Origin of the sequence: Agrobacterium vitis (assembly GCF_014926405.1) — a bacterium.
Lineage (GTDB): Bacteria > Pseudomonadota > Alphaproteobacteria > Rhizobiales > Rhizobiaceae > Allorhizobium > Allorhizobium vitis_H.
In genome coordinates, this window is record NZ_JACXXJ020000001.1 from 54,799 (window position 1) to 79,414 (window position 24,616).

The window sequence follows — 24,616 nt, forward strand, 5'->3', positions numbered from 1 at the left end:
TCTTCGCGTCCTTTTTTCGTATAAGCAAGGATCTTCCATGTCTCAGAGCTCGGCGCTCAAACGCGCAACAGACACTGGCCGCCATTTCGTTGTTCCCGAACCCATCATCGCCCATCGCGGCGCACCTCGCCTTGCGCCTGAGAATACGCTTGCAGGGATCAGAGCTGCTGTTGAAAAAGGCGCCAGATGGGTTGAGGTCGACGTTAAACTGACGCGTGATCAGAAGCCGATCATCATCCATGATGATACTGTCGACCGCACAACGAATGGCAAGGGTTTTGTCGCAGGCATGACGTTTGAAGAGATCCGACGTCTCGATGCCCGCGCGTCATTTGGCGAGGAATTCTCGGGCATTCAGGTTCCAACGCTCGAGGAGTTGATCGAGACCGTTCTCGACCTTGACGTCGGCTTGCAGCTTGAATTGAAGCCCACACCGGGCGACGACATCGAAACTGCGGAGATTGCGCTCAATGTGCTAAAAGCCTTGTGGCCGAAAGATCGCGAACGACTCTTTGTCGGAAGTTTCTCCATTCGCTCGATCCACGCTGCCGCCCGCATCCTGCCTGACGTGCCACGGGCATACTTTGTATGCATTCCTCCAAAGGATCCGGTTGCGCTACTCAACGAGACAAAATGCCAGTTGCTTCACGTCACGAAAGACGTGCTGGACGACGAAGCAATGAAGGTGCTGGCGGACAGCGGCATTGAATTTGCGGTTTCTGTCGTTAACGATCCGCCCGTTGCCAGGAGATTGCTTAATCTTGGAGCACAAACCATTTCGACTGATATCCCTGACCTTCTTGACGCGCATTGAAGGTCAAACCATGGATTATCTCAAACGCCTGGATGCGGCAAACACGATCATGACCGAGGCTGCGGCGTTGGCTCTACAGCTCTTTCACGAGCGTGGCCAATTCGTTGCGGAGGAGAAGACGGCAAGCGAGTTTGTCTCGGAAGCGGATCGGCGCGTCGAGGCACTTATTCGAGAGACGCTTGTTACATGGTTTCCCGACGACCACGTGATGGGAGAAGAGATGGGCGGAGGCGGATCGGACGCATTCTGGTCTATCGATCCCATAGATGGCACGGTGAACTTCCTGCGCGGCTCCCCGCTCTGGGGAGTTTCAATCGGCTTCGTGGAGAACGGATTATCCCGTGTCGGCGTTATCGCTTATCCGTGCCTTGGATTACGACTTGGTGCCGCGACAGGGGCGGGCATCTTTAAAAATGGCGCTCCCTACCAAAGAAGGGTCGACTTCCCTTCCGTCCGTCTCGCCTCTGTCGGTGAAAGTGTTCGCTGGCCCGCCAGAGAAGTTGCCGAGGTCGAGCTCGCACTGAGAGAGGCAGGATGGGGAGTGACGGAATATCGGTGTGGAACGGTCGGTCTTGGGTTCGCGGCACTTGGAATGACCGATGGCTATGTCGAAAAGAACACGAGTATCTGGGACATCGCCGCAGGATCCGTCATCTGCGAAGAAGCAGGCCTTCTTGTGGTAACCAGCGGATCGCACGAGGTAGCCGGCCAGAATATCGTCGCGGCTACCGAGGACATTCACCGCGTCGTCGCCCCTTGTTTCTAGCCGGCTGACTGCCGGTCTCAAGGCAGAATGACAACCGTGCATGATATGTCGGGTAACCTGCCCGCGCGGCGGTGTGGGCGGGCCGCCGGTGGGCAGCATTCCTCCCGGTTTGCCCACCGGCACTTTGATTTGACTGCATTGAAGGCCCACGGACTGGCCTGTTTTCAGTTGCGGAGTCAGAATTGGAATCACTGATCGTCATCATAAACCTGTCCGGCGCCGTGGCATTGCTACTGTTCGGCCTCGCCCAGGTGAAAGACGGGGCATCGCGCGCACTTGGGTCAAAGTTGCGAACCGGCCTCGCCACTGGGACGAGAAGCAGCACCCGGTCGTTCCTCTCCGGTCTTGTTGCGACCGTGGCGCTCCAAAGCTCCACGGCGACGGCATTGATGGTCTCATCATTCGTCGAGCGGGAGCTGATCAAGCCGCGCATGGCGCAGGTCGTTTTGCTTGGGGCCAATGTCGGGACAGCCGTCACAGCCTGGATCGTTGCCACTGGCATTGAGTGGGTCTCGCCGTTCCTGCTGCTTGTGGGCATCGTTCTTTATCGCGGGGGCTCGACCACGCGCCAGGGCGCCGGCACGGCAATCATAGGTATCGCGCTGATGCTGCTCTCGTTGCATCTTCTCAGCGCAGCGACCGAACCCTTACGCCATTCTCAGGCGCTTGGAGCATTCATCGGGCTGCTCAACAACGCGTGGCCTGTCGCGATGATCTTTGCCGCAGTGATCGCATTTGTGTCATCCTCAAGCCTTGCCGCGGTCGTCCTCATCCTGTCATTGGCTTCTACCGACCTTCTGTCTGGTGGCCTTGTTGTCGCGCTGGTTCTGGGGGCTAATCTGGGAGGCGCGATCCCGCCGGTGATTGCCGCTCTGTCGGGGCCGGCAGCCTCCAGACGCGTCACGTTGGGCAATCTGATCGTTCGGGCGATAGGCTGCGTGCTCACTCTGCCTGCGGCCGACATTTTGGCCGACTGGCTTTCGATGTTGCCCCTCCCCTACGCCAAGCTACCAGTCGATGCGCATCTGGCCTTCAACATCGCCCTGGCACTGCTTGCATGGCCCTTTTCGCGATTGCTAGCGCGCTGGATGACTATCCTCATTCCGGAACAAACGCAGAATGAGAGCGCGCCCAAATTCCTTGATCACGAGGCACTTTCGACACCGCTGGTCGCCCTGACCAGCGCGACCCGTGAGGTGCTCGGGGTTGGAGACCTGATCGAAAGGATGCTTTTGAAGGTCTCCGATGCGTTCGACCAGAACAATGCCGCCAGACTCAAGGAAATTCCTCTGCTCGAACGCCAGGTCGATCGGCTGCAGCAGGAGGTCAAGGTCTACCTTTCCAAGCTCGGGCGGACCGGACTGTCCGAGGAGGAGGGACGCCGCTCCATTGTCATTATCGACTATGCCATCAACCTCGAACACATCGGCGACATCATCGAGAGGGGTCTTCTGACTGAAGTCACCAAGAAGATCGGGCACGGCCTCAAGTTCTCCGAAGATGGCTTTGCCGAGCTCCAGCAACTTTTCCAGCTGACCATCGACAATCTCAGAATCGCGCAAACGATCCTCATCACGCGCGACGTCAACCTCGCGAGACAACTGATGGAGAGGAAGATCGAGGTCCGCAACATGGAGAAACGGTCTTCGGAGCGACACCTCGAACGATTGCGTGACGGACGGACCGAAAGCCTGCAGACCAGCTCCCTTCATCTCGACATCCTGCGTGATCTCAAACGCATCAACGCCCATATCGTTTCCGTTGCGCATCCGATCATGGACGAACAGGGTCTGCTTGGAGAAAGCCGTCTCATCACCGGCAGTTCAACTGAAAGACCCCAATGACCCATGCGCCCTCCTCAGTGGAGGGCCCCAGACGAAGAGACCGTATGAAAAACAGTGTACAACTTATCACCTACGTCGACCGGTTAAGCGGAGGTGGTTTCCCCGAGTTGAGAGCTTTGCTCGACGGGAGGCTACAAGGCCTGTTCGGCGGCGTCCATGCCTTGCCTTTCTTCAACCCGATCGACGGCGCTGATGCCGGGTTCGATCCCACCGATCACACGATTGTCGATCCTCGCCTCGGTAGCTGGGATGATGTTCGCGCCCTCGCCGGCTCCGTGGAGATCATGGCCGATCTCATTGTCAACCATGTCTCGGCGCAATCGAGCTGGTTCCAGGACTTCATCGCAAAAGGATCTGATTCAGAATTCGCAGACATGTTCATGACATTTGGCAAGGTCTTTCCCCGTGGTGCCAGCGAGCAGGATCTCCTGAATATCTATCGGCCACGCCCTGGGCTGCCGTTTTCAAAGGCCACGCTTGCAGATGGCAGCCAGCGGATGCTGTGGACCACATTCACCCCCCAACAGATCGACATCGATGTCCACAGTGCCCATGGCGCTTTATACCTGGAGACTATCCTCGATCGCTTTGCTGAAGCCAACGTGACGGCAATCCGCCTCGATGCCGCCGGCTACGCGATCAAGAAGGCCGGAACCAGTTGCTTCATGATTGATGAGACCTATGCCTTCCTTGCCAAGCTGGCCGAGAAGGCACGGGATCGCGGGATGGAGGTTCTTGTCGAAATTCACAGCTACTATCGTGACCAGATCGAAATCGCCAGCAAGGTTGACCGCGTATACGATTTTGCGCTGCCGCCACTGATATTGCATTCATTGTTCACGGGCGATGCGACAGCGCTGGCGCGTTGGCTGGAGATCAGCCCTCACAACGCAATCACCGTCCTCGACACTCACGACGGGATCGGCGTCATCGATGTCGGCGCGCACAGTGATGGCCGACCCGGACTTTTGGAACCGCAGGCAATCGACCATCTGGTCGAGGAGATTCACAGGCGCTCAGAGGGACAGAGCCGTTTGGCAACAGGCGCTGCAGCCTCTAACCTGGACCTCTATCAGGTGAACTGCACCTATTACGACGCGCTCGGCCGTAACGACGACGACTACCTCATCGCCCGCGCAATCCAGTTTTTCGCACCCGGTATCCCGCAAGTCTATTACGTCGGCCTCCTGGGCGGGATCAATGACATGGAATTGCTGGGAAAGACGGGCGTCGGGCGTGACATCAATCGGCACTTTTACGAAGACCGGGAAATTGATCTCGCTCTTGAATCGCCGCTCGTCAAACGACTGTCGGACTTGATCCGCTTCCGTAACACCCATCCGGCCTTCAATGGATCGTTCGAGGTAGCAACCGATGACACCGGAAGCCTTGTTTTAAGCTGGAATCTCAACACCGAGTTTGCTCAACTAGTAGTTTCGTTCTCTCAAGGCAAGGCAACGATCACGGCTTCAGGCTGCTACGATTTCACATTCTCAGGAGCGATCGCATGAGCAACCTGGTGAGACCGGGAAGCCACATCCCATCTAAAGTTCAGCCATCGATGTCCTCGATATACTGTCGGACGAACAGCGACGACGAGGATACTGGCGACACCTAGAAGGAGATAGAGAATGCAGCATTGGCTGGACAAGCTGACCGATCTTACGGCAATTGAGGGCGATGGGTGCATCCTCAAAACAGGGCTGGCGGACGTCGCCGACCATTTCGGCTTCACCGGCTATGCTTATCTCCACATCCAGCACAAGCACATCATCGCCGTGACCAACTATCATCACGATTGGCGGTCGCTCTACTTCGACAAGAAATTCGACGCTCTCGACCCGGTCGTCAAACGCGCAAGATCCAGGAAGCAGGTCTTCGCCTGGTCTGGCGAACAGGAGAGGCCGAAGCTATCGGAGGAAGAACGCGCCTTCTATGCACAAGCGGCCGATTTTGGCATCCGCTCCGGCATCACCATCCCCATCAGGACCGCCAACGGTTCGATGTCGATGTTCACGCTGGCGTCGGAGAGGACGGCAATCCCGCTTGATCGGGAGATCGATGCGGTTGCAGCAGCGGCGGCCGTCGGGCAGCTCCATGCCCGCATCTCCTTCCTTCGGATCACGCCCACCGCTGAAGATGCCGCATGGCTCGATCCGAAAGAGGCGACCTATCTGAGATGGATTGCCGTCGGCAAGACGATGGAGGAGATCGCAGACGTGGAAGAGGTCAAGTACAATAGTGTCCGCGTCAAGCTTCGCGAGGCCATGAAGCGCTTCGACGTCCGCAGCAAAGCTCATCTCACCGCGCTCGCGATCAAAAGAAAACTGATTTGAACACTTGTCCCCTTTGCGGGATTCACGCCGAACACATCAGACCGTTTTGTGACATCAAGTCATCGTGGAAGCTCCAGAATTCGGTCGCGAAACGATCCACTATGGTCGAAGGTGCTGCGTTGTTTGAACGTACCAATAGGAACCCTGCATCGATGAAAATCGAGAAAGGCCGCAGCACAATCCTGTCTTTGAACTCGATGGCTGCGGCGGGATCGATTATTGCAATTCCCGCCCCTTCTCGGACCAGACTGAGTGCCGTATGCGACAGGCTCACTTCGAGAGAGGGTCGCCGTTGGATGCCGCCAAGAGCGACGTCAACTCGCATGGCGAAGAGTGTGCCAGTTTCCTGCTTTATGATCCGTTCGCCAGCCAGGTCCGGAGGAGTTATCCGCTCGAGACCGGCGAGCCTGTGTCCCATCGGAACAGCAACGATTGCAGCAAGCGAACGGGTTTCCAGAAGAAAGCCGGGACGATCCGAAGGGCCGTCGGCATAGCCAATGTCGGCCCGGCCGGAAGCGACAGCCTCCATGACCATGGTGGAAGGAAGGCCTGTCAATGACGCTTGCAGGTTTGGTTTGTCATGCAGGAACTGAGCGAGAAACCGTGGCAGAAGGCCGTTCGCCAGAGCAGGCATCGCAGCTATGCGAAGGGTGCCGGCCGCCTGTCTGCCGATATCGGCCGCAAGGTTGGCAATGTGATTGAGCCCGACGAATGCCCTGTCGACCTCTTTCCAGAGGGTCGTCGCCTCCTGTGTGGGAATTATGTGGTTTCCGCGCCTTTCGAACAAATGAAGCCCGGTTGCATGCTCGAAGTCCTTGATAAGCCGGCTGACGGCTGGCTGGGTCACCAACATCAGCTCTGCTGCCGCTGTCATCTGCCCAGTCAACATGACGGCCCGAAATGCCTCAACCTGCCTTAGGTTCATAGCCTCACCATAACATCTGCTTATTCTCGCCTATCCATTATGAATTTGACCTAATGCGGGTCGAATGTAAACCTGAACTCATAAATGACAACTCTTCCGGACCAACCGGGGTCAGACGTGCGGCTAATCGGTCGCGCGCAGGGAACGATATGGATTATTTTCAACTCATGGGCTTCGGCCCTGACGGCTGGGGCTATGATATGCTCAAAGCGACCGGGATGACGGTCGCCGTGGCATTCAGCGGCTTCGCAATCGGCCTTGTCTTCGGCTGCCTTGGTGCCGCCGCAAGCTTTTCAAGCTCGCGCGCTCTTCAGGCAACGGCATCCGCTTACACGACAGCGCTTCGTGGCATTCCGGACCTGCTTATCATCTATCTGTTTTACTTCGGATCGAGCTCCGTCATTTCCGGTGTTGCCTCACTTTTCGGAAGTAGCGGTTTCGTTGGAGCTCCGTCGTTTCTGATCGGCGCGCTTGCCATCGGCGTTGTTTCCGGAGCTTATCAAACCCAGGTACTGCGCGGCGCGGTTCTGGCGCTCCACAAGGGAGAAGTCGAGGCAGGTCGAGCGTACGGCATGGGTTCTTTCCTGTTGTTCCGCCGGATCGTTCTTCCGCAGGCGGCTCGGTATGCATTGCCGGGTGTTGGCAATGTCTGGCAGCTGGTTCTTAAGGAATCCGCACTGATCTCGGTAATCGGCCTTGTCGAACTGATGCGCCAGGCGCAGGTCGGTTCGGGGTCGACGCGCCAGCCGTTCAGCTTCTATCTCACTGCTGCAGCACTCTACCTGTCTATTACTTTTGTCTCCGGACAGGCTTTCCGCCTGGCTGAGGCGCGCTCAATGCGCGGATTGCGGAGGGGCGTGTGATGCCGTTCGATCCCGCATTCCTCTGGCAGACCTTCGTTGCTTTGCTGGCCGGTATTCCGCTCGCGCTCAAGCTCGCGGTTTTTTCGGTTGCGGCAGGTACGGTCCTTGCTTTCGGATTGGCTCTGATGCGTGTGTCGCGCCGCTGGTGGCTTGATCTGCCAGCGCGGTTCTACATTTTCGCGTTTCGCGGCACGCCGCTCCTCGTCCAGATCTACATCATCTACTATGGCCTCAGCCAGTTTCCGGAGCTTCGGCATAGTTTCATCTGGCCATTCCTGCGCGATGCCTATTGGTGCGCGATGACGGCGCTTGCATTGAATACGGCTGCTTACAGTGCCGAAATCATGCGAGGCGGACTGCTCTCCGTGCCCGCAGGTCAAATTGAAGCCGCCAAAGCCTGCGGTATGGGCAGGGTAAAACTGTTCCGGCGGATCGTCATCCCGCAGGCGATACGCCAGATGCTGCCAGGCTACAGCAATGAAGTGATCCTGATGGTCAAGTCGACGTCTCTCGCGTCCACCATCACCATCATGGAAATCACCGGAATTGCCGCGAAACTGATCTCGGAAAGCTATCGCACCGTCGAGGTTTTTGCCTGTGCCGGCGCAATCTACCTCATCCTCAACTTCATCGTTGCGCGTCTCTTCACGTTGCTCGAATGGGCTTTGTGGCCCGAGCGACGCAAAGGGAGACGCACGTCCGATCCCGTCGATCGAAAAGGCGAAATCCATGCCTAACCCTGCTCGCCCAGCTGTTCAGCTGACAGACATCAGGAAAAACTTCGGTAACCTGGAGGTCCTCCACGGTGTATCGCTGACGGCCAACGAGGGAGAAGTGATCTCGATCCTCGGCTCGTCGGGCTCTGGCAAGTCGACGCTTCTGCGATGCGTCAATATGCTCGAAGTCCCGAATGCCGGAAGCGTTGCGATCATGGGCGAAGAGATTGCCCTGGAGCATCGAGCCGGCCGGCCCGCTCGTCCAAAGGATATCAAGCAGGTCAACAGGCTCCGGGAGCGGGCCGCAATGGTCTTCCAGGGCTTCAATCTCTGGTCACACCTGACGATACTCCAGAATGTTATGGAAGCGCCCTTGCATGTTCAGGGCCGTGACCGGAAGTCGTGCCGCGATGAGGCTGAGGCATTGCTTGAGCGCGTTGGTATTGGCTCCAAGCGCGATGCCTACCCATCCGAGCTGTCCGGCGGCCAGCAGCAACGTGCAGCAATTGCCCGTGCCCTGGCGATGCGACCGGATGTCATGCTGTTTGATGAGCCCACGTCGGCTCTTGATCCGGAACTCGTCGGTGAAGTTCTAAAGGTTATGCGTGATCTGGCGGCCGAGGGCCGAACCATGCTGATCGTCACTCACGAAATGGATTTTGCCCGCGATGTTTCATCGCGCACAGTCTTCTTGCACCAAGGTGTCATCGCCGAAGAAGGCCTTTCGTCCGAAATGTTCGCCCACCCCCGCACGGATCGCTTCCGGCAATTCCTGCGGCGCGACGGCGGTACATCCCACTGACGATCAATTCGTCACGGCTCGCGTGTCCAGGAAACAAATGAACAGAGGTGAACTTATGAAACTCAAAACTATTCTGTGCGCAGCGCTTCTCCTTGTTGCCGGTCAGGCAGCAGCCCAGGAAAAGTCGATTACAATCGCGACCGAGGGCGGGTATGCGCCCTGGAACTTTTCGGGACCAGGCGGCAAGCTCGACGGCTTCGAGATCGATCTCGCCAACGCCCTGTGCGAGAAGATGAAGGCGAAATGCCAGATCGTCGCGCAGAACTGGGATGGCATTATCCCGTCGCTGACCGGCAAAAAGTACGATGCGATCATGGCCGCCATGAGCATCACCCCAAAACGGCAGGAAGTGATCGGCTTCTCGACTCCGTACGCAGCAGGCATCAACGGTTTTGCCGTCATGGGTGACAGCAAGCTGGCGGACATGCCAGGCACGGGCGAAACCTATTCGCTCGACAGCCAGGCAGATGCCGCCAAAAAGGCTATTGCCGACATATCGAGCTTCCTGAACGGCACCTCGGTCGGCGTGCAGGGATCGACCACAGCATCGACTTTCCTGGACAAGTATTTCAAGGGTGCCGTGGATATCAAGGAATACAAGTCCGTCGAGGAGCACAACTTCGACCTGACGAGCGGTCGACTGGATGCTGTTTTGGCAAACGCAACCGTACTCGCCGCGGCAATTGAAAAGCCGGAAATGAAGGGCGCGAAGCTCGTCGGGCCGCTTTTCTCCGGTGGCGAGTTCGGCGTGGTCGCTGTTGGCCTTCGCAAGGAAGACACCGCACTCAAGGCTGATTTTGACGCAGCCATCAAGGCGGCAAGCGAAGACGGCACCATCAAGACGCTCTCGTTGAAGTGGTTCAAGGTGGACGTCACCCCCCATTGATCGGTCGCTTCCAGGGGATACGGCGTTCGCGCCGTATCCCGGTGCTGCGAATAAACAAGAACGCCGAGATACGATGTACGAAGTTGATATGACCATTATCGGAGGCGGCCTGGTCGGCGCCTCGATTGCCTGGGGTCTAGCACGCTCAGGAACGAAGCCTCTCGTCCTCGACGGCGCGGATCTGGATCTGCGTGCATCGCGCGCCAATTTCGCGCTGGTCTGGGTGCAGGGTAAAGGGCTGCATGCGCCCCATTACGCTCTTTGGTCAGATGCGTCCGCCAAGAGATGGCCGACGATGGCAAAAGCCCTGTTCGACGACAGCGGCATCGACGTCGGTCTTCAACAGGACGGAGCATATACCTTCGCACTCTCTGAAGAGGAACTCGAGGTCAATCGCGAGGATATGGAAAGCATTGCGCTCGAAACAAACGGGCGAGCTCCGCAATTTGAGGTATTGAATCGCCAGCAGACGCTTGACCGCGTGCCGGGTATCGGCGCGGAGGTTGTAGGCTCGATCTATTGTGCTGCGGACGGACACGTGAATGCACTTCGCCTCTTCCACGCGCTTCACGCAGCGATGGAAAAGAAAGGGGTGACCTATCGTCCAAACCATCATGTTCAAACCATCGAACCAAAGACTGAAGGCTTCATTCTCAAGGGTGATGGGTTTTCCATATTTTCACGCCGGGTCGTTCTCGCCGCCGGCCTCGAAAACGAGAGGCTGGCGCCAATGGTCGGGCTGTCTTGCCCGCTCAAGCGTAGCAAGGGCCAGATCCTCGTCACGGAAAAGAGCCAGACCGCCCTGCCGTGCCTCTCTGCCGGAATGCGGCAGGCCGACGAAGGTGGTATCATGATCGGCGATAGCGAAGAGACCGACAGCGCCAAAATCTCATCGTCATCCGAAATCAGCGCCGTGCTGGCCAGCCGGGCCTTAAGAATTTTCCCCGCCCTTTCTGATCTGAACGTCCTGCGCAGCTGGACGGGTTTCAGGGTCAAAACGGCGGATGGAATACCCATTTACGATCATTCCGAGCGCCACCCGGGTGCATTCCTCGTCGCCTGCCATTCTGGCGTAACCTTGGCTGCCAATCACGCACTGATCGTGGCACCGCAGATTGCCGCGGGTAAGCTTGACGACGATCTGTCAGCCTTTTCCGCCCGGAGGTTCCATGCTCAACAGGCTGCATAGGATAGAGCAACCCGTCCAGTTCACCTTCGATGGCGTGATCATCCAGGCTGAGCGGGGAGATATGCTCGCCACCGCTTTGCTGGCCGCGGGGATCGACCACGTTCGGCAATCCGTCGTTAGCAAGAGCCCGCGCGCGCCCTACTGCCTGATGGGCGTTTGCTTCGAGTGTTTGGTCACCGTGGATGGCGTGCAGAATCGTCAAGCTTGTCTGACCGAGGTCGAAGACGGGATGACGGTTATGAGCCAGATGGGCGCGCCCACATTCCCGAAGCTCGCGACAAGCGAAGAGGGGATAGTCCCATGAGCCTTCGCGAAGTCTCAACAGCATCGGACCTTCTGGCTTTTTACGACCTTCTCGTCATCGGCGCGGGACCTGCAGGTATGGCGGCCGCTGTCGAAGCGTCTGCGGCTGGTGCCCGCGTTACGGTACTGGACGAAAACCCCCGTCCGGGCGGACAGATCTACCGCGAGATCACACGAAACAGTCCCGACAAAAGAATCTTTCTCGGTCCCGACTATTGGAAGGGAAAGCCGCTCGCAGAAGCGTTCGGTCTCAGCAACGTCGATTATGCGCCACGCGCCACGGTCTGGAGCCTGGAAAACCGGGACGAAACGGCGGATCAGACACGCAATGTCGTCGGCGTGACCGTGGCCGGCTCGGCCCGAATGATTGAAGCTGAGGCTGTTGTTCTTGCCACCGGCGCACAGGAGCGTCCCATGCCGGTGCCCGGCTGGACCTTGCCAGGCGTGATGACCGCGGGCGCTGCTCAGATCGCCCTCAAGGCAGCCGGAGCGATGCCATCGGGACCTGTGGTCATGGCTGGTTGCGGACCACTTCTCTATCTGCTGGCAAGTCAGCTCGTCGATGCAGGCGTATCTGATCTCACCGTGCTCGATACTGCTCAATCTCCCTTCCGGCTCGGCGTGCTCCGACACATGCCCGAATTCATGCTTTCACCTTACGTGTTGAAAGGCATAGGCTTGCTGGCGAAGGTAAAACGTCATGCACGCGTGGTTTCCGGCGTCAGATCCATTGCGATCACCGGCATCGAGCGCGCTGAAGGCGTGCGTTTCACCACAACCGGTAACGAACAAGTCCTCCCTGCCAGCTCGGTGCTCTTGCACCAGGGGGTGATTCCGTCGACGAGCCTGACCAATGCAGCGGGCTGTGAGTTGAAATGGAATGACGAACAGCGTGCGTTCGAGCCTGTCGCAGATCATGAAGGTCGGACCACCAAGGCAGGCATTTATGTCGCCGGCGACGGAGCCGGGATCGCAGGTGCTCAAGCCGCGGAGGTCAGCGGACGCATCGTTGCACTTGCGGCACTTTCTGACTTGGGGCTTGGCAGTACGACGGCAGTGCCTACGCCGATCAAATCTCTGCACAAGAAAGCCCGCCGCTTCCTGCGCGGAAGGGCGTTTCTGGATGCTCTCTACACACCCCGTTCGGGCTTCCTCGCACCGGCAAACCCCGAAACAATCGTCTGCCGCTGTGAAGAAATCACAGTGCGCAAGCTGCGGGAGGCCATTGCGCTTGGACCGCCCGGTCCGAACCAGTTGAAAACATTTGTTCGCTGCGGAATGGGCCAATGCCAGGGCCGTCTTTGTGCAGCGACCGTCACAGAAATCATGGCGGAAGAAAGAAAGATCAGCCCCGGCGAAGTGGGAACCTATCGCCTTCGTTCGCCAGTCAAGCCCGTTCGGCTTGCTGAACTTGCACATCTCCCGCACACGCCCCACGCGCTGAAGGCGGTAACCGGCAGGGATCCTGTCGATCATGACACCAACGAAGCAGGACATTTCTCATGACAGAGCGACTTATCCGGATGCCGACATTGCATCGCGTCGTCAAGCATAACGGCATCGCCTACATCGGCGGGATCGTCGCTGACGATGAAAGCCTCGGCATGGAAGGGCAGACCCGTCAGGTCCTGACCAAGCTCGATGCATATCTCAAAGAGGCAGGCTCAGAACGCGCAAACCTGCTCTCCGCCACGATCTTTATCACCGACATGAACGTGAAGTCGCAAATGGATGCGGTCTGGAAGGAATGGTTCGCGCCGGCGGAGTTGCCCGCCCGCGCGACCATCGGCGTCGCTGATCTCGGCGACACGACGCTCATCGAGCTAATCGCCACCGCTCACTACTGAACCTGGCGAAGCCTTGGAGGCGGCTGCAAGATCGCAGTCGTTGCTGGAGATTGTTATGGAATGCATATTGATCGGAGCACCGCTGCAAATTGGGGCAGGACATCTCGGTTGCGAGATGGGTCCGAGCGCGTTCAGGATCGCCGGTCTTGCCGGCGCGCTTGAAGAATTGGGGCACAGGGTTCGGGACCTCGGCAATCTGGGTTCGAAGTCTGTTCCGGCAATCGCCCATGCCAACGCTTCCGTCCATCACCTCGGTGAAACGGTGGCATGGATCAAGCTGCTTTCGGCGGCAGCTTACGAACACAGCAATAACAGTGTGCCGATCTTTCTTGGCGGCGATCACACGATCTCCGCAGGAACGATCCCGGGAATTGCACGGCGCGCCTCGGAGAACGGTCGCCAACTCTTTGTTCTCTGGCTTGACGCCCACACCGATTTCCATACGCTGGAAACCACCGTCAGCGGAAACCTGCATGGCACGCCCGTGGCCTACTATACTGGCCGGCGTGGATTCGAGGGCTTCTTTCCAGCGCTGAACCACGCCGTCCCGCCCGAAAACTTATGCATGATCGGCATCAGGAGCGTTGATCCCGCAGAGCGGGACGCGTTGCGGTCCTCGTCGATAACCGTGCATGACATGCGTGCCATCGATGAACACGGGGTCGCCAGCGTGACCCGAACGTTCCTCGAGCGCGTCCGCGCCGCGAACGGGATGTTGCATGTCAGCTTCGACGTCGACTTTCTCGATCCGGAAATTGCACCCGCCGTTGGAACGACTGTCCCCGGCGGCGCGACGTTCCGCGAAGCGCACCTGATCATGGAAATGCTTCACGACAGCGGTCTCGTCACCAGCCTGGATCTCGTCGAATTGAACCCCTTTCTCGATGAGCGCGGGAAGACCGCACGGCTCATCGTAGATATCGTTGCAAGTCTCATGGGCAAGCGGGTCATGGATAGACCAACCCGCGCTGCCTGAAATCTACCGTCGAATGACTGGAGGAATAATGACCGTCGATCGCAAGCTAAACGTGGTTCCGTTCGTAAGCGTGGATCACATGATGAAACTGGTGCTCAAGGTGGGTATTGATACCTTTCTCACTGAACTGGCAGCGGCGATCGAGGAAGACTTTCGCCGTTGGCCCATTTTTGACAAGACGCCCAGGGTTGGCTCCCACTCCAGCGAGGGCGTCATCGAGCTGATGCCAACCAGCGATGGTGCACTCTACGGCTTCAAATACGTCAACGGCCATCCGAAAAACACGCGGGACGGCCGCCAGACGGTCACCGCTTTCGGTGTCCTTGCCGATGTCGGAAACGGCTATCCGCTGCTTTTTTCGGAGATGACGATACTGACCGCGCTTCGCACTGCTGCGACATCCGCTCTTGCCGCGAAATATCTGGCGCGACCGAACTCACGAACGATGGCCATCATCGGCAACGGCGCCCAGAGTGAGTTCCAGGCTCGCGCCTTCAGAGCGCTCCTCGGAATCCAGGAACTGCGTCTCTACGACATTGATCCAGCTGCGACGCGGAAATGCACACGCAATCTTACCGGACTTGGCTTCAACATCGTTGAATGCAAATCGGTCGCCGACGCCGTTGAGGGCGCAGACATCATCACCACTGTCACCGCCGACAAACAGTACGCAACAATCGTGTCTGACAATCATGTCGGACCAGGTGTTCATATCAACGCTGTAGGCGGCGATTGCCCCGGCAAGACGGAGATCAGCAAAGAGGTCCTGCTGCGCTCGGACATCTTCATAGAGTATCCACCGCAGACCTGGATCGAAGGTGACATTCAGCAGCTTCCTGCGTCGCATCCGGTTACTGAGCTTTGGCAGGTTATGACCGGCGACGCGATCGGCCGAAGCAATGATAAGCAGATCACCTTGTTCGATAGTGTCGGCTTCGCAATCGAGGACTTCTCGGCCTTGCGCTATGTCCGCGGCAAGATTGCCGAATTCGCCTTGTTTACCGAGCTGGATTTGCTGGCAGATCCAGACGAGCCTCGTGACCTCTATGGCATGCTCCTGCGCTGTGAGAAGAAGCTCGAGCTGGCATAGGCCCAATTGAGGCCAGAAAATCAGCCATGTTGTATAGGAGAATGAGGAAACTCTTCTTGCACATGGACAGTGACCCGCCGCTTTTTCAAGAGAATGCTGCTGCTTGTCTAATAACAACGATGCAAATTAGAATAAACGTCTGAAAATTTTACGGATATACAATGAATATTGGACACATAAATCTAAATGAGGTGTCTTTTTCTAAAATACATCAAATCTATAGGCTAAATGCACTTTTCTTTATTGAAGGCACAAGGTCATATAGCGCCATTGCGAAACGACGCAGCTTACAATTATGAACTCATGAAAGGCGCCTGTATGTCATCAAAAGTCACTATTCTAGACGGGGGTATGGGTCGCGAATTGCTGCGCAGCGGCGCGCCGTTTCGACAGCCCGAATGGTCCGCGCTTGCGCTGATTGAAGCCCCGGAGTTCGTCGAAAAGGCGCATGACGCTTTCGTCGCAGCAGGCGCGGATGTCATTACCACGAACAGCTATGCCGTGGTGCCCTTCCACGTCGGTGACAAACGCTTCGCCGAAGATGGCCTTGCGCTTGTAAGCCTCTCTGGAAAGCTCGCTCGCGCAGCAGCCGCGAAGTCTGGCGGCCACGTTCGTGTAGCCGGATCGCTGCCCCCGGTCTTTGGCTCCTATCGTCCCGATCTGTTCGATCCGGGCAAGGCTCCAGAGATTCTCAGCGTCCTCGTCCAGGGGCTAGGCCCTTACGTGGATTTCTGGCTGGCGGAGACCCAGGGTTCACTCCGCGAGGTCGAAACAATCCGCGCGGTTCTGGGCAACGACACCCGTCCGCTCTGGCTCTCGTTCACCCTTGAGGATGGCAAGGGGGTCGAGGATGTAATTTCCGGGCGCAGTCTACCGACGCTTCGATCTGGCGAAGCCGTGGCCGATGCGGCGGTAAAGGCAGTGGAACTTGGCGCCGGCGCGCTGCTGTTCAACTGCAGCCAGGCGGAAATCATGGAGGCAGCAATCAGAGCTGCGCGCAGGGCACTCAATACTAGCGGCTACTCAACGCCGATCGGCGTCTATGCCAACGCCTTCGTGCCGAAACCGGAACCAGACGCGACATTGCCTGCCAATGCTGGCTTGAGCGGTCTCCGCGACGATCTCGATCCTCCCGGCTACCTGCTGTTTGCTCGTCGCTGGGTCGAGGCCGGCGCCACGATCGTCGGCGGCTGCTGCGGCATTGGCCCGGAACATATCGCAGAACTCCGTCAAACCTTCGATCCGCGGCCAGTCGCCGCCTGACCTTCACCCCCCTCTTCGAGAGCCGATCATGACACAGCACCCGCATCTTAGCGCCCCTCTGGAACTGGGCCGCCGCCGTTTTCTCAAGGCAAGCGCCGCCGTCGCTGCCAGCACATTGCTCCTTCCCGGCATGGCGCGCGCCGCCGGGCCGAAGAAAGGCGGCCACCTGATCCTCGGGATCGACAACGCCTCGACCTCCGACCGCCTCGACCCGGCCTACTATTTCGAAGCCTATACCTATAATGTGGGCCTCCAGCTTTTCAACACGTTGACCGACCTCAACGACGATTCCAGCTTGCGCGCTGGTCTCGCCGAAAGCTGGGAGCCTGCGAAGGGCGGTAGCGAATGGATCTTCCGGCTTCGCAAGGGCGTGCAGTTCCACAACGGCAAGGAACTGACGCCAGAGGACGTCATCTATTCGCTCAATCATCACCGCGGCGAGAAATCGGAATCGGCTGGCAAAGGCTATCTTTTGAGCGTAACCGACATCGTAAAGTCAGCACCGAATGAAGTCACCTTCAAGCTCAACGGCGCGAACGCCGACTTCCCCTATCTGTTGGGAGACGTACATTTCGGCATTACGCCGGATGGTGAGAATTTCGACAAGGGCATAGGTTCTGGAGCCTTCATTCTGGAGGACTTCCAGCCCGGCGTACGCACACTGGCCAAGCGCAATCCGAACTATTGGGATCCGGAACGCGGACACGTCGATTCCGTTGAGACTGTCGCCTACAACGACAAATCCGCGCGTGTCGCCGCACTGCTCAGCAAGTCGGTGCATGTAGTGAACAATGTCGAGTCCCGCGTCGCACAGCGCCTGAAGGGACACCAGGGCATCACGCTCCAAACAGAAGCGGACTCCTCGATCGTCCTGTTTGTCGGTCGCGCCGACGCCGACCCCTTCAAGAATATCGACGTCAGGCTGGCTTTGAAATACGCCATCGACCGTGAACAGATCGTATCCTCCATCCTCAATGGAGCCGGGACGGCCTCAAACGACAATCCGATCTTCCCCTCCAATCGCTATTTTACGAACGACGTGCCGAAGCACGCCTACGACCCGGAACAGGCAGCGTTCCATTGGAAAAAAGCGGGTTTTGACGGAAAGATCGTCCTGTCGGCGGCCGATGGTGCGACTTTCTCCGGCGCTGTTGATGCAGCCCAGCTCTACCAGCAGTCGGCTGAAAAGGCCGGCATCCCTTTCGAGGTCAATCGCGTACCAGCCGACGGCTACTGGAATGATGTGTGGCTGAAGCATCCCTTCGTCGCTTCCGGCTGGGCCGCGCGGCCGACCGCGGACGCTATGCTGTCGCTGATCTATCTGTCTGACGCCCCATGGAATGAGTCCGGCTGGAAGAGCAGCGCTTTTGACGAGTTGGTTCTTGCGGCCCGCGGCGAACTTGATGAGGACAAGCGCAAGAAGCTCTACCACGATGCCCAGGTGCTGATCGTCGAGGAAAACAGCTCGGTCATCCCGGCCTATGCCGCACAGATCAGCGCCTCCGTCTCCAACCTCCAGGGGTTCAAGGCAATCCCAGGTCAGATCGGGCCGCGCACCGCCGAAAAGGTCTGGTTCGACGAATAGGCAAGAGCTTCCGGGCAGGCTGACTTTCCTGCCGGCTCCCCTCATGGAGACAGATTGATGACCATTGCCGAGCCCAACGACGCCTTGGCGACCGAGCAGACAAACAGAAGGCGACGCGGGCTCGCCGCCTATATCTTGCGGCGCCTCGCCGCAGGGATCGGCCTGTTGCTTGTGCTGTCGAGCCTGGTGTTCGTCGGCAGCGAGCTTCTGCCTGGCGATGCGGCAACCGCACTTCTTGGACGCTCGGCCACGCCTGCAGCGGTCGCAGAACTACGCCAAAGGCTTGGCCTCGATCAGCCTCTTCCCATCCGCTATCTCTCCTGGCTGAACGCATTCGTTCACGGCGATCTCGGCACAAGCCTCCTCAACGGGAGGAGCGTCGCCGCAAGCATCGCCGCAAGACTGGGCAATACGCTATTCCTCGCCGGGACCGCAGCCTTCATGTCCGTGCCCCTCGCCGTGCTCCTCGGACTTCTGGCTGCTCGATATCGTGGCAGCATCATCGACAGGACGATCTCGCTCCTGACGCGCGCCTTCGTGGCGCTCCCGGAATTTTTCATCGGATACCTGCTTATCTATGTGCTTTCGATCTCGCTCGGATGGTTCGCGAGCAGCAGCACGGTGTTCGCGAACATGGGCCTTGGCAACTGTATCGCCGCGATTACGCTGCCCAGCCTAACGCTCGTCCTCGTTGTCACCGGCCATATCGCCGCAATGGTGCGCGCCTCGGTGCTGGATGTTCTCGAGAAGCCCTTCATCGAAATGGCGGTGCTGAAGGGGGTGCCGCACGGCACGGTGGTCTGGCGCCACGCGTTACCGAACGCTCTTTCGCCAATCATCAACGTCGTGCTGGTCAATCTTGCGTATCTCGTCGCCGGTGTCGTCGTGGTGGAGGTCATATTTGTCTATCCCGGCATGGGCCAGTTCATGGTCGACAGCGTCGTCAATCGCGACGTGCCCGTTGTCCAGGCGACCGCACTTTTGTTCGCCAGTGTCTATATCGGGCTCAATCTCTGCGCGGATGTCCTCTCCGTGCTCGCCAATCCCCGTCTGGGGTTTCAATCGTGAGCGCCGTCAAACTTCCACTTTCCGTCATCCTGTCACTCCTGACGATTGGGGTTTGCCTCCTCGTTACCCTCACCGCGCCCTTCATCGCGCCCCACGGCGTGAACGAGATCGTTGGACCCGGCTGGGAGCCACCGTCCGCGTCCCATCTGTTCGGCACTGACATGATCGGCCGAGACCTCTTGTCACGCTTCATCTGGGGCGCTCGCGTCACCGTACTGACTGCAGCTGCCGCCGTCCTCATCGCCTTTGTGGCGGGTACCGGCTTCGGCCTTCTGGCGGGGCTGCGCAAGGGCTGGCTTGACATGGTGCTGTCGCGATTCGTCGATCTCGTTATGGCGATGCCGACACTCATTCTGGCAATGGTGCTTCTCACCATCCTGCCGCGTTCGGTTTTCTTCATCGTGGCGATCATAGCGCTCGTGGAGGCGACCCGTTTCTTTCGCCTGGCACGGTTGATCGCGGCTGATACAGCGGCTCTCGACTATGTCGAGGCAGCGTATCTACGTGGCGAGAAAACGAGCTGGATCATTCTGCGCGAGATCCTTCCCAACGGCATGGCGCCACTTCTGGCCGAGCTTGGCCTGCGCTTCGTCTTCTCAGTTCTCTTCCTGTCCACCCTGTCCTTTTTGGGGCTGGGCGTCCAACCGCCGGTAACCGACTGGGGAAGCCTGATCAAAGAGAACAAGGACGGGCTGCTGTTCGGGGTCACGGCAGCCCTTGTACCGGGAGCGGCAATCGCAGTGCTCGCCATTGCCGTCAGCTCAGTGGTGGATTGGGTCTCGGCCGGGCGCGATGGTGGGCCGAAAACATGAACCCCACTCTTCTCGACATTCGCAACCTCACCATTCGACCCACCGGCAGCTCAGTATCGGCGTTGATCGTGGAGAATGTCTCGCTCCGCATCGAACGCGGTAGCGTTCTCGGCCTGATAGGTGAATCCGGCGCAGGAAAGTCCACCATTGGCCTTGCCGCCCTCGGATATGTGAGACCCGGAACCGAACGCATCGGTGGATCGGTGCAATTCGACGGGATCGACCTGTTCCGCCTGCCTGAGCCGCAGCGCCGGGCGCTGCGCGGCCAGCGGATCGCCTATGTTGCACAGTCGGCTGCGGCGTCGTTCAACCCAGCCTTTCGGCTAATCGACCAGATAATAGAATCGAGCCTGCGTAGCGGCCGATTCAGTAAGGCGGCAGCGACCGACCGCGCCCTTGCCCTGCTCGATGTGCTCGGCCTCGATGCAAAGGCAATTGCGGTCCGGTTTCCTCATGAAGTCTCGGGAGGCCAGCTGCAGCGTGCCATGACAGCGATGGCACTCTGCACCAAGCCGGATCTTGTCGTATTCGATGAACCCACCACCGCGCTGGACGTTGGGACGCAACGGGAGGTTTTGGGCGCGATCCGCAAGGCAATAGCGCTCGAATCGGCAGCGGCTATCTATATCAGTCATGACCTGCCGCTCGTCGCACAGATCGCCGACAGCGTGCACGTCCTTCGCCGGGGACGAAGTATCGAGGAAGGCCCGGTGACAACCCTCATCCGCAACCCGTCTGCCCCTTACACCAGGGCTTTGCTCTCAGCAGGAACTCTCAGTTTTACCGCGCCTCCCGAGACCAGCGAGTCGGTTCTGGAAGTGCAGGGCGTTACTGCCGGCTACAACAGAACGCGGCCGGTAGTAAATGACGTTTCGCTCAGTGTCTGCCGGGGAGAAACGCTTGCGCTCGTCGGGAAATCGGGATCAGGGAAGTCGACGCTCGGTCGGATCGTAAACGGGCTGCTCCTTCCAACCTCCGGCCAGATATTGTTCGAAGGAAAACCCCTCGCCGCCTCTATCCATGACCGCCCCCTTGCACACCGCAGGGCCATCCAGACCATTCACCAGACGCCAGACACCGCGCTTAATCCGAGGCACCGCGTAGGAGAAATCATTGGTCGACCCTTTGCCCTCTACGAGGGTCTGCGCGGCCGGGAGCGCGATCGTCGCGTCGAGGAGATGCTCGACCAGGTGGAGCTTGGCCGCGGTATGGCGGGGCGCTTCCCAGCCGAGCTATCCGGCGGACAGAAACAGCGCGTCGCCATCGCGCGAGCGCTTGCCGCCCGTCCTCTGATGCTTGTTTGCGACGAGCCGACGTCGTCGCTGGATGCACTGGTGGCCCGCGAGGTACTCGGACTTCTCATGCGCCTGCAGGCGGACGAAGGCATCGCATGCCTCTTCATCACCCATGACTTGAACATTGTCAGCGCCATTGCCGGTCGCACTGCCGTTCTGGACAACGGCCAAATCGTGCGGTCAGGGGCAACGGCCGAAGTGCTTCGCCAGCCCTCTGATTCACATGCAGCGGCGCTCGTCGAGTCTATCCCTTGGTTCCCTTGAGCCGGAGACAGCGAGGATATCGATATGGCTACGCAAGTCCAGAACGACCGAGCGGCGATCAACGACGCGGAGAGCAAGCCCGGTGCTGCTGGGGACTATGTGTTTTCAATCACAAACGCGGTGATTGCAGTCCTCTTTTTCATCAGATCCAGGGAATATTCACATTTTTGCATCCTGCAGGACAATCCTATGAGGTCCGGGCGGCAAATTTTAACGGCACTTCGCCCAATCGAGATCGAAACCAACGCTGCGGATAGAAAAAGCGGATTGTTGCGCTTCGAATCGACTGCACAGATTAAATTGACAAAGGAGTTGAAGACCACCGTCTGGTTACCGTTCGAGTTTGCCAACTGTCCGGGCAGATAGCCACGACAAGGATATCAACGACGCCAGACGGAGGACGACGAATGCAGCATTGGCTGGACAAGCTGACCGATCTTACCGCAATTGAGGGCGATGAGTGCATCCTCAAAACAGGGCTGGCGGACGTCGCCGACCATTTCGGCTTCACCGGCTATGCTTATCTCCACATCCAGCACAAGCACATCATCGCCGTGACCAACTATCATCACGATTGGCGGTCGCTCTACTTCGACAAGAAATTCGACGCTCTCGACCCGGTCGTCAAACGCGCAAGATCCAGGAAGCACGTCTTCGCCTGGTCTGGCGAGCAGGAGCGCCCGAGACTATCGACAGAAGAGCGTGCCTTCTATGCACAAGCGGCCGATTTTGGCATCCGCTCCGGCATCACCATCCCCATCAGGACCGCCAACGGTTCGATGTCGATGTTCACGCTGGCGTCGGAGAGGACGGCAATCCCGCTTGATCGGGAGATCGATGCGGTTGCAGCAGCGGCGGCCGTCGGGCAGCTCCATGCCCGCATCTCCTTCCTTCGCACCTCGCCCACCGCGGAAGATGCCGCATGGCTCGATCCGAAAGAGGCGACCTATCTGAGATGGATTGCCGTCGGCAAGACGATGGAGGAGATCGCGGACGTGGAAGGGGTCAAGTACAACAGTGTCCGCGTCAAGCTTCGCGAGGCCATGAAGCGCTTCGACGTCCGCAGCAAGGCTCATCTCACCGCGCTCGCGATCAGAAGAAAACTGATCTGAACGAATAGCGGTCGAGCATTCAATTTGGTGCCAGCTAGAAATCGCTGGAGACCAATCGTCTGGCGGCAGCTTCGTCCGTGATGAGCACGTCGGCATATCCAGCTCGAAGAACGGCCGCCAGGGCCTGTGCCTTCCCGATCCCACCTCCGCAAAGAACAACTTCTGGCACGTCCTTGAGGCGGTCCAACGGCAGGCCGATCACTCGATCGTTAAGGGCGTGATCGACGAGCGTCCCATCCTTGTTGATGAACCAGCCGACAAACGAACCTACAGCCCCGGCTTTTACGAGCGAATCCATCTCTTCTTCCTGCAAGAGATCATAGGCGCGAATCACACCATCTTCGGTCAGTCGGCCCACTCCGATGATAGCAATATCCACTGCCGCAGCTCGTCGCATGATCTCCTGAACAAGTGACTGCGCTAGAAACTCATCCCGCGCCTTCTTGGACTCGGCGTAGGTTGGCGCCGGCATATAGTAGCATTCCGCTTGATAGATCTGCGCGAGCTGATGAGCGACTTCGTAGGGGCGCATTGCCGCCTTCACAGTCAGTCCGCCAATCATCGAAACAATAGAGAGGCCCGGTATTGCCCGCGCTTCCAGTGCAGACAGGGCGGCATGGAAAGTCCGCCCCGAGATAATTCCCAAACTCATCTGATCGGAGAGACGAGCATTAAGGTATTGGCCGATGCCAGCTCCGACCGCCTCAGGAGTCGAATCGGACCGAACAGGAGCCGGAACCACGACCGCTTTGCGAAGGTCAAATTTTGCAACAAGCTCTTTTTCCAGCAGCGGGCTGCTAACGTATGGCGACCTGATGCTAACCTGGACAATGCCATCCTGACGTGCCCGGGCGAGAAGGCGGTTTACCTTTAGCCGGTGCATGCCGAGTTCGCTGGCAACTTCTTGCTGGGTCAGGCCCTCAACATGATAAAGCCAGGCCACGCGCGCCAGCAATTGCTCGCGCCCCCCGGCGAACGACTCGGGAGGCTCCCAATTATCCTCATTCGGCTCGTCTTTTGTCCGCCTCATCCGTCTGTTCCTTGCCCTGAAGCTCATGCGTTCAAAGGGATTGCGATAGTTTCGATATCAATCAACCGTTGGCAAGACCACCTTCCATCGGAAAGCCTGAACAGCAACGGCGTTGCATTCTCGTATAGCGACTGTCCGAGCGTCAGTCCAAGAGCTGCGGCCAGAACGCGTAGATTGCCCCCGTGAGCACATATGAGGGTCGTGGAATTGAGCACCGCGGCCTCGACTCCGTCGAGTGTTCGGTTTGCGAACACAGCGCTTGTCTCGACACTTCGGTCCCCCGAGAGCCAGGCAAGATCAGTTTTGATCTTTCCCTGAAGAGCGCCAAAGCTCCGCTCACGCAGCCGGGCGTCGACCAACGGGGCGCTAATACCAATTTCCCTCGCTGCAATTTTTGCTGTCTCAAGGGCTCGGGACAGGTCGCTTGATACGATCCTGGTCACGCCGGAACGCTTGAGGAGCACGCCGGCATGTGTTGCCTGCTCGCGTCCCACCTGATCCAGCGCAACATCGAGCTGACCCTGGATGATGCCCTTGACGTTCGAGTTGGTTCGACCGTGGCGCAAAAACAAAAAGCTTTGCGCGTTCACGGAAAACGCAGCGCGCTGGATAAGGGCATCTTTCAGCTCGCTCTCGATAGTCAATGCCCAATCGGCGCCAGTGTGTGTCATGGAATACCCCTAGTATGTTGCCGATGAGGCGAAAGCACGCAGATCACTGCTTACGCGAACCGGAATCCGTCGCCGGATATGACAAATTTGTAACAACCGGAATTGAACATCTGAAAAACAATTTGTCAAAAGTTTATTTTTGTTGTTAGAACTAACGAT

At 58.3% G+C, this 24,616-nt stretch carries 25 protein-coding genes; 22 read left to right on the top strand and 3 right to left on the bottom strand.

Features of this window, described 5'->3' with window-relative positions:
* Positions 1–37: 37 nt before the first annotated feature.
* The 5 genes from IEI95_RS00245 to traR (IEI95_RS00265) all read left to right on the top strand — a co-directional run bounded on the left by IEI95_RS00245 (position 38) and on the right by traR (IEI95_RS00265) (position 5,760).
* A complete protein-coding gene (locus IEI95_RS00245) occupies positions 38–814 on the top strand; it encodes a glycerophosphodiester phosphodiesterase family protein (protein WP_060718057.1) in 777 nt (258 codons plus the stop codon).
* 10 nt (positions 815–824) lie between these two features.
* A complete protein-coding gene (locus tag IEI95_RS00250) occupies positions 825–1,580 on the top strand; it encodes an inositol monophosphatase family protein (protein WP_060718058.1) in 756 nt (251 codons plus the stop codon).
* 182 nt (positions 1,581–1,762) lie between these two features.
* Complete coding sequence (locus IEI95_RS00255; protein WP_060718059.1) at positions 1,763–3,424, top strand: Na/Pi cotransporter family protein; 1,662 nt, start codon at positions 1,763–1,765, stop codon at positions 3,422–3,424.
* Positions 3,425–3,468: 44 nt separating this feature from the next.
* Positions 3,469–4,935 (top strand): sucrose phosphorylase, encoded by a 1,467-nt coding sequence (gtfA, locus tag IEI95_RS00260; protein ID WP_156538717.1) that lies wholly within the window; start codon positions 3,469–3,471, stop codon positions 4,933–4,935.
* 120 nt (positions 4,936–5,055) lie between these two features.
* A complete protein-coding gene (traR, locus tag IEI95_RS00265) occupies positions 5,056–5,760 on the top strand; it encodes an autoinducer-binding transcriptional regulator TraR (protein ID WP_114387043.1) in 705 nt (234 codons plus the stop codon).
* A 22-nt stretch (positions 5,761–5,782) separates the two neighbouring features.
* Here the strand turns inward: traR (IEI95_RS00265) and IEI95_RS00270 are convergent, their stop codons facing one another.
* Entirely contained in the window at positions 5,783–6,685 is a 903-nt protein-coding gene (locus IEI95_RS00270; RefSeq protein ID WP_060718061.1) for a LysR family transcriptional regulator, read from the bottom strand.
* Positions 6,686–6,834: 149 nt separating this feature from the next.
* Between IEI95_RS00270 and IEI95_RS00275 the strand changes: the two genes are divergently transcribed.
* From IEI95_RS00275 to traR (IEI95_RS00355), 17 genes are all read left to right on the top strand, one after another.
* Entirely contained in the window at positions 6,835–7,548 is a 714-nt protein-coding gene (locus tag IEI95_RS00275) for an ABC transporter permease (protein WP_156538716.1), read from the top strand.
* Positions 7,548–8,285 carry an octopine ABC transporter permease OccM gene (gene occM / locus IEI95_RS00280; RefSeq protein ID WP_070149170.1) on the top strand — a complete coding sequence of 246 codons (738 nt, stop codon included), beginning with the start codon at positions 7,548–7,550 and terminating at the stop codon, positions 8,283–8,285. Before IEI95_RS00275 ends, occM begins: the two co-directional genes overlap by 1 nt.
* Positions 8,278–9,066 (top strand): octopine ABC transporter ATP-binding protein OccP, encoded by a 789-nt coding sequence (gene occP, locus IEI95_RS00285; RefSeq protein WP_070149169.1) that lies wholly within the window; start codon positions 8,278–8,280, stop codon positions 9,064–9,066. The genes occM and occP overlap by 8 nt, the downstream gene beginning before the upstream one ends.
* Before the next feature lie 55 nt (positions 9,067–9,121).
* Complete coding sequence (occT, locus tag IEI95_RS00290) at positions 9,122–9,952, top strand: octopine ABC transporter substrate-binding protein OccT (RefSeq protein WP_070149168.1); 831 nt, start codon at positions 9,122–9,124, stop codon at positions 9,950–9,952.
* A gap of 73 nt (positions 9,953–10,025) precedes the next feature.
* Positions 10,026–11,141 carry an opine oxidase subunit OoxB gene (gene ooxB / locus IEI95_RS00295; RefSeq protein WP_070149167.1) on the top strand — a complete coding sequence of 372 codons (1,116 nt, stop codon included), beginning with the start codon at positions 10,026–10,028 and terminating at the stop codon, positions 11,139–11,141.
* A complete protein-coding gene (locus IEI95_RS00300; RefSeq protein WP_071208361.1) occupies positions 11,122–11,445 on the top strand; it encodes a (2Fe-2S)-binding protein in 324 nt (107 codons plus the stop codon). The genes ooxB and IEI95_RS00300 overlap by 20 nt, the downstream gene beginning before the upstream one ends.
* On the top strand, positions 11,442–12,950 hold the full coding sequence (gene ooxA / locus IEI95_RS00305) for an opine oxidase subunit OoxA (protein ID WP_070149165.1): 1,509 nt from the start codon (positions 11,442–11,444) through the stop codon (positions 12,948–12,950). The genes IEI95_RS00300 and ooxA overlap by 4 nt, the downstream gene beginning before the upstream one ends.
* Entirely contained in the window at positions 12,947–13,291 is a 345-nt protein-coding gene (locus IEI95_RS00310) for a RidA family protein (RefSeq protein ID WP_070149164.1), read from the top strand. The genes ooxA and IEI95_RS00310 overlap by 4 nt, the downstream gene beginning before the upstream one ends.
* Before the next feature lie 55 nt (positions 13,292–13,346).
* Entirely contained in the window at positions 13,347–14,267 is a 921-nt protein-coding gene (rocF, locus tag IEI95_RS00315; RefSeq protein ID WP_070149163.1) for an arginase, read from the top strand.
* Positions 14,268–14,295: 28 nt separating this feature from the next.
* Positions 14,296–15,357, top strand: coding sequence for an ornithine cyclodeaminase (gene ocd / locus IEI95_RS00320; RefSeq protein WP_070149162.1), 1,062 nt, complete (start codon positions 14,296–14,298; stop codon positions 15,355–15,357).
* A gap of 318 nt (positions 15,358–15,675) precedes the next feature.
* Positions 15,676–16,620 (top strand): homocysteine S-methyltransferase family protein, encoded by a 945-nt coding sequence (locus IEI95_RS00325; protein ID WP_060718071.1) that lies wholly within the window; start codon positions 15,676–15,678, stop codon positions 16,618–16,620.
* Between the two features lie 28 nt (positions 16,621–16,648).
* Positions 16,649–18,205: an ABC transporter substrate-binding protein gene (locus IEI95_RS00330; protein ID WP_420481783.1), complete on the top strand. Its 1,557-nt coding sequence runs from the start codon at positions 16,649–16,651 to the stop codon at positions 18,203–18,205.
* A 57-nt stretch (positions 18,206–18,262) separates the two neighbouring features.
* Positions 18,263–19,273: an ABC transporter permease gene (locus IEI95_RS00335; RefSeq protein WP_194415631.1), complete on the top strand. Its 1,011-nt coding sequence runs from the start codon at positions 18,263–18,265 to the stop codon at positions 19,271–19,273.
* Complete coding sequence (locus tag IEI95_RS00340) at positions 19,270–20,085, top strand: ABC transporter permease (protein ID WP_194415633.1); 816 nt, start codon at positions 19,270–19,272, stop codon at positions 20,083–20,085. Before IEI95_RS00335 ends, IEI95_RS00340 begins: the two co-directional genes overlap by 4 nt.
* Positions 20,082–21,644 carry an ABC transporter ATP-binding protein gene (locus IEI95_RS00345; protein ID WP_194415635.1) on the top strand — a complete coding sequence of 521 codons (1,563 nt, stop codon included), beginning with the start codon at positions 20,082–20,084 and terminating at the stop codon, positions 21,642–21,644. The genes IEI95_RS00340 and IEI95_RS00345 overlap by 4 nt, the downstream gene beginning before the upstream one ends.
* A 24-nt stretch (positions 21,645–21,668) precedes the next feature.
* Entirely contained in the window at positions 21,669–22,010 is a 342-nt protein-coding gene (locus IEI95_RS00350; RefSeq protein ID WP_194415637.1) for a hypothetical protein, read from the top strand.
* 41 nt (positions 22,011–22,051) lie between these two features.
* Positions 22,052–22,756 carry an autoinducer-binding transcriptional regulator TraR gene (gene traR, locus IEI95_RS00355; RefSeq protein WP_080868310.1) on the top strand — a complete coding sequence of 235 codons (705 nt, stop codon included), beginning with the start codon at positions 22,052–22,054 and terminating at the stop codon, positions 22,754–22,756.
* A 34-nt stretch (positions 22,757–22,790) separates the two neighbouring features.
* Here the strand turns inward: traR (IEI95_RS00355) and IEI95_RS00360 are convergent, their stop codons facing one another.
* Together IEI95_RS00360 and IEI95_RS00365 are read right to left on the bottom strand one after the other, a co-directional pair.
* A complete protein-coding gene (locus IEI95_RS00360; protein ID WP_234903552.1) occupies positions 22,791–23,786 on the bottom strand; it encodes a sugar-binding transcriptional regulator in 996 nt (331 codons plus the stop codon).
* 23 nt (positions 23,787–23,809) lie between these two features.
* Positions 23,810–24,457 carry a histidine phosphatase family protein gene (locus IEI95_RS00365; protein WP_153517147.1) on the bottom strand — a complete coding sequence of 216 codons (648 nt, stop codon included), beginning with the start codon at positions 24,455–24,457 and terminating at the stop codon, positions 23,810–23,812.
* Positions 24,458–24,616: the final 159 nt, after the last annotated feature.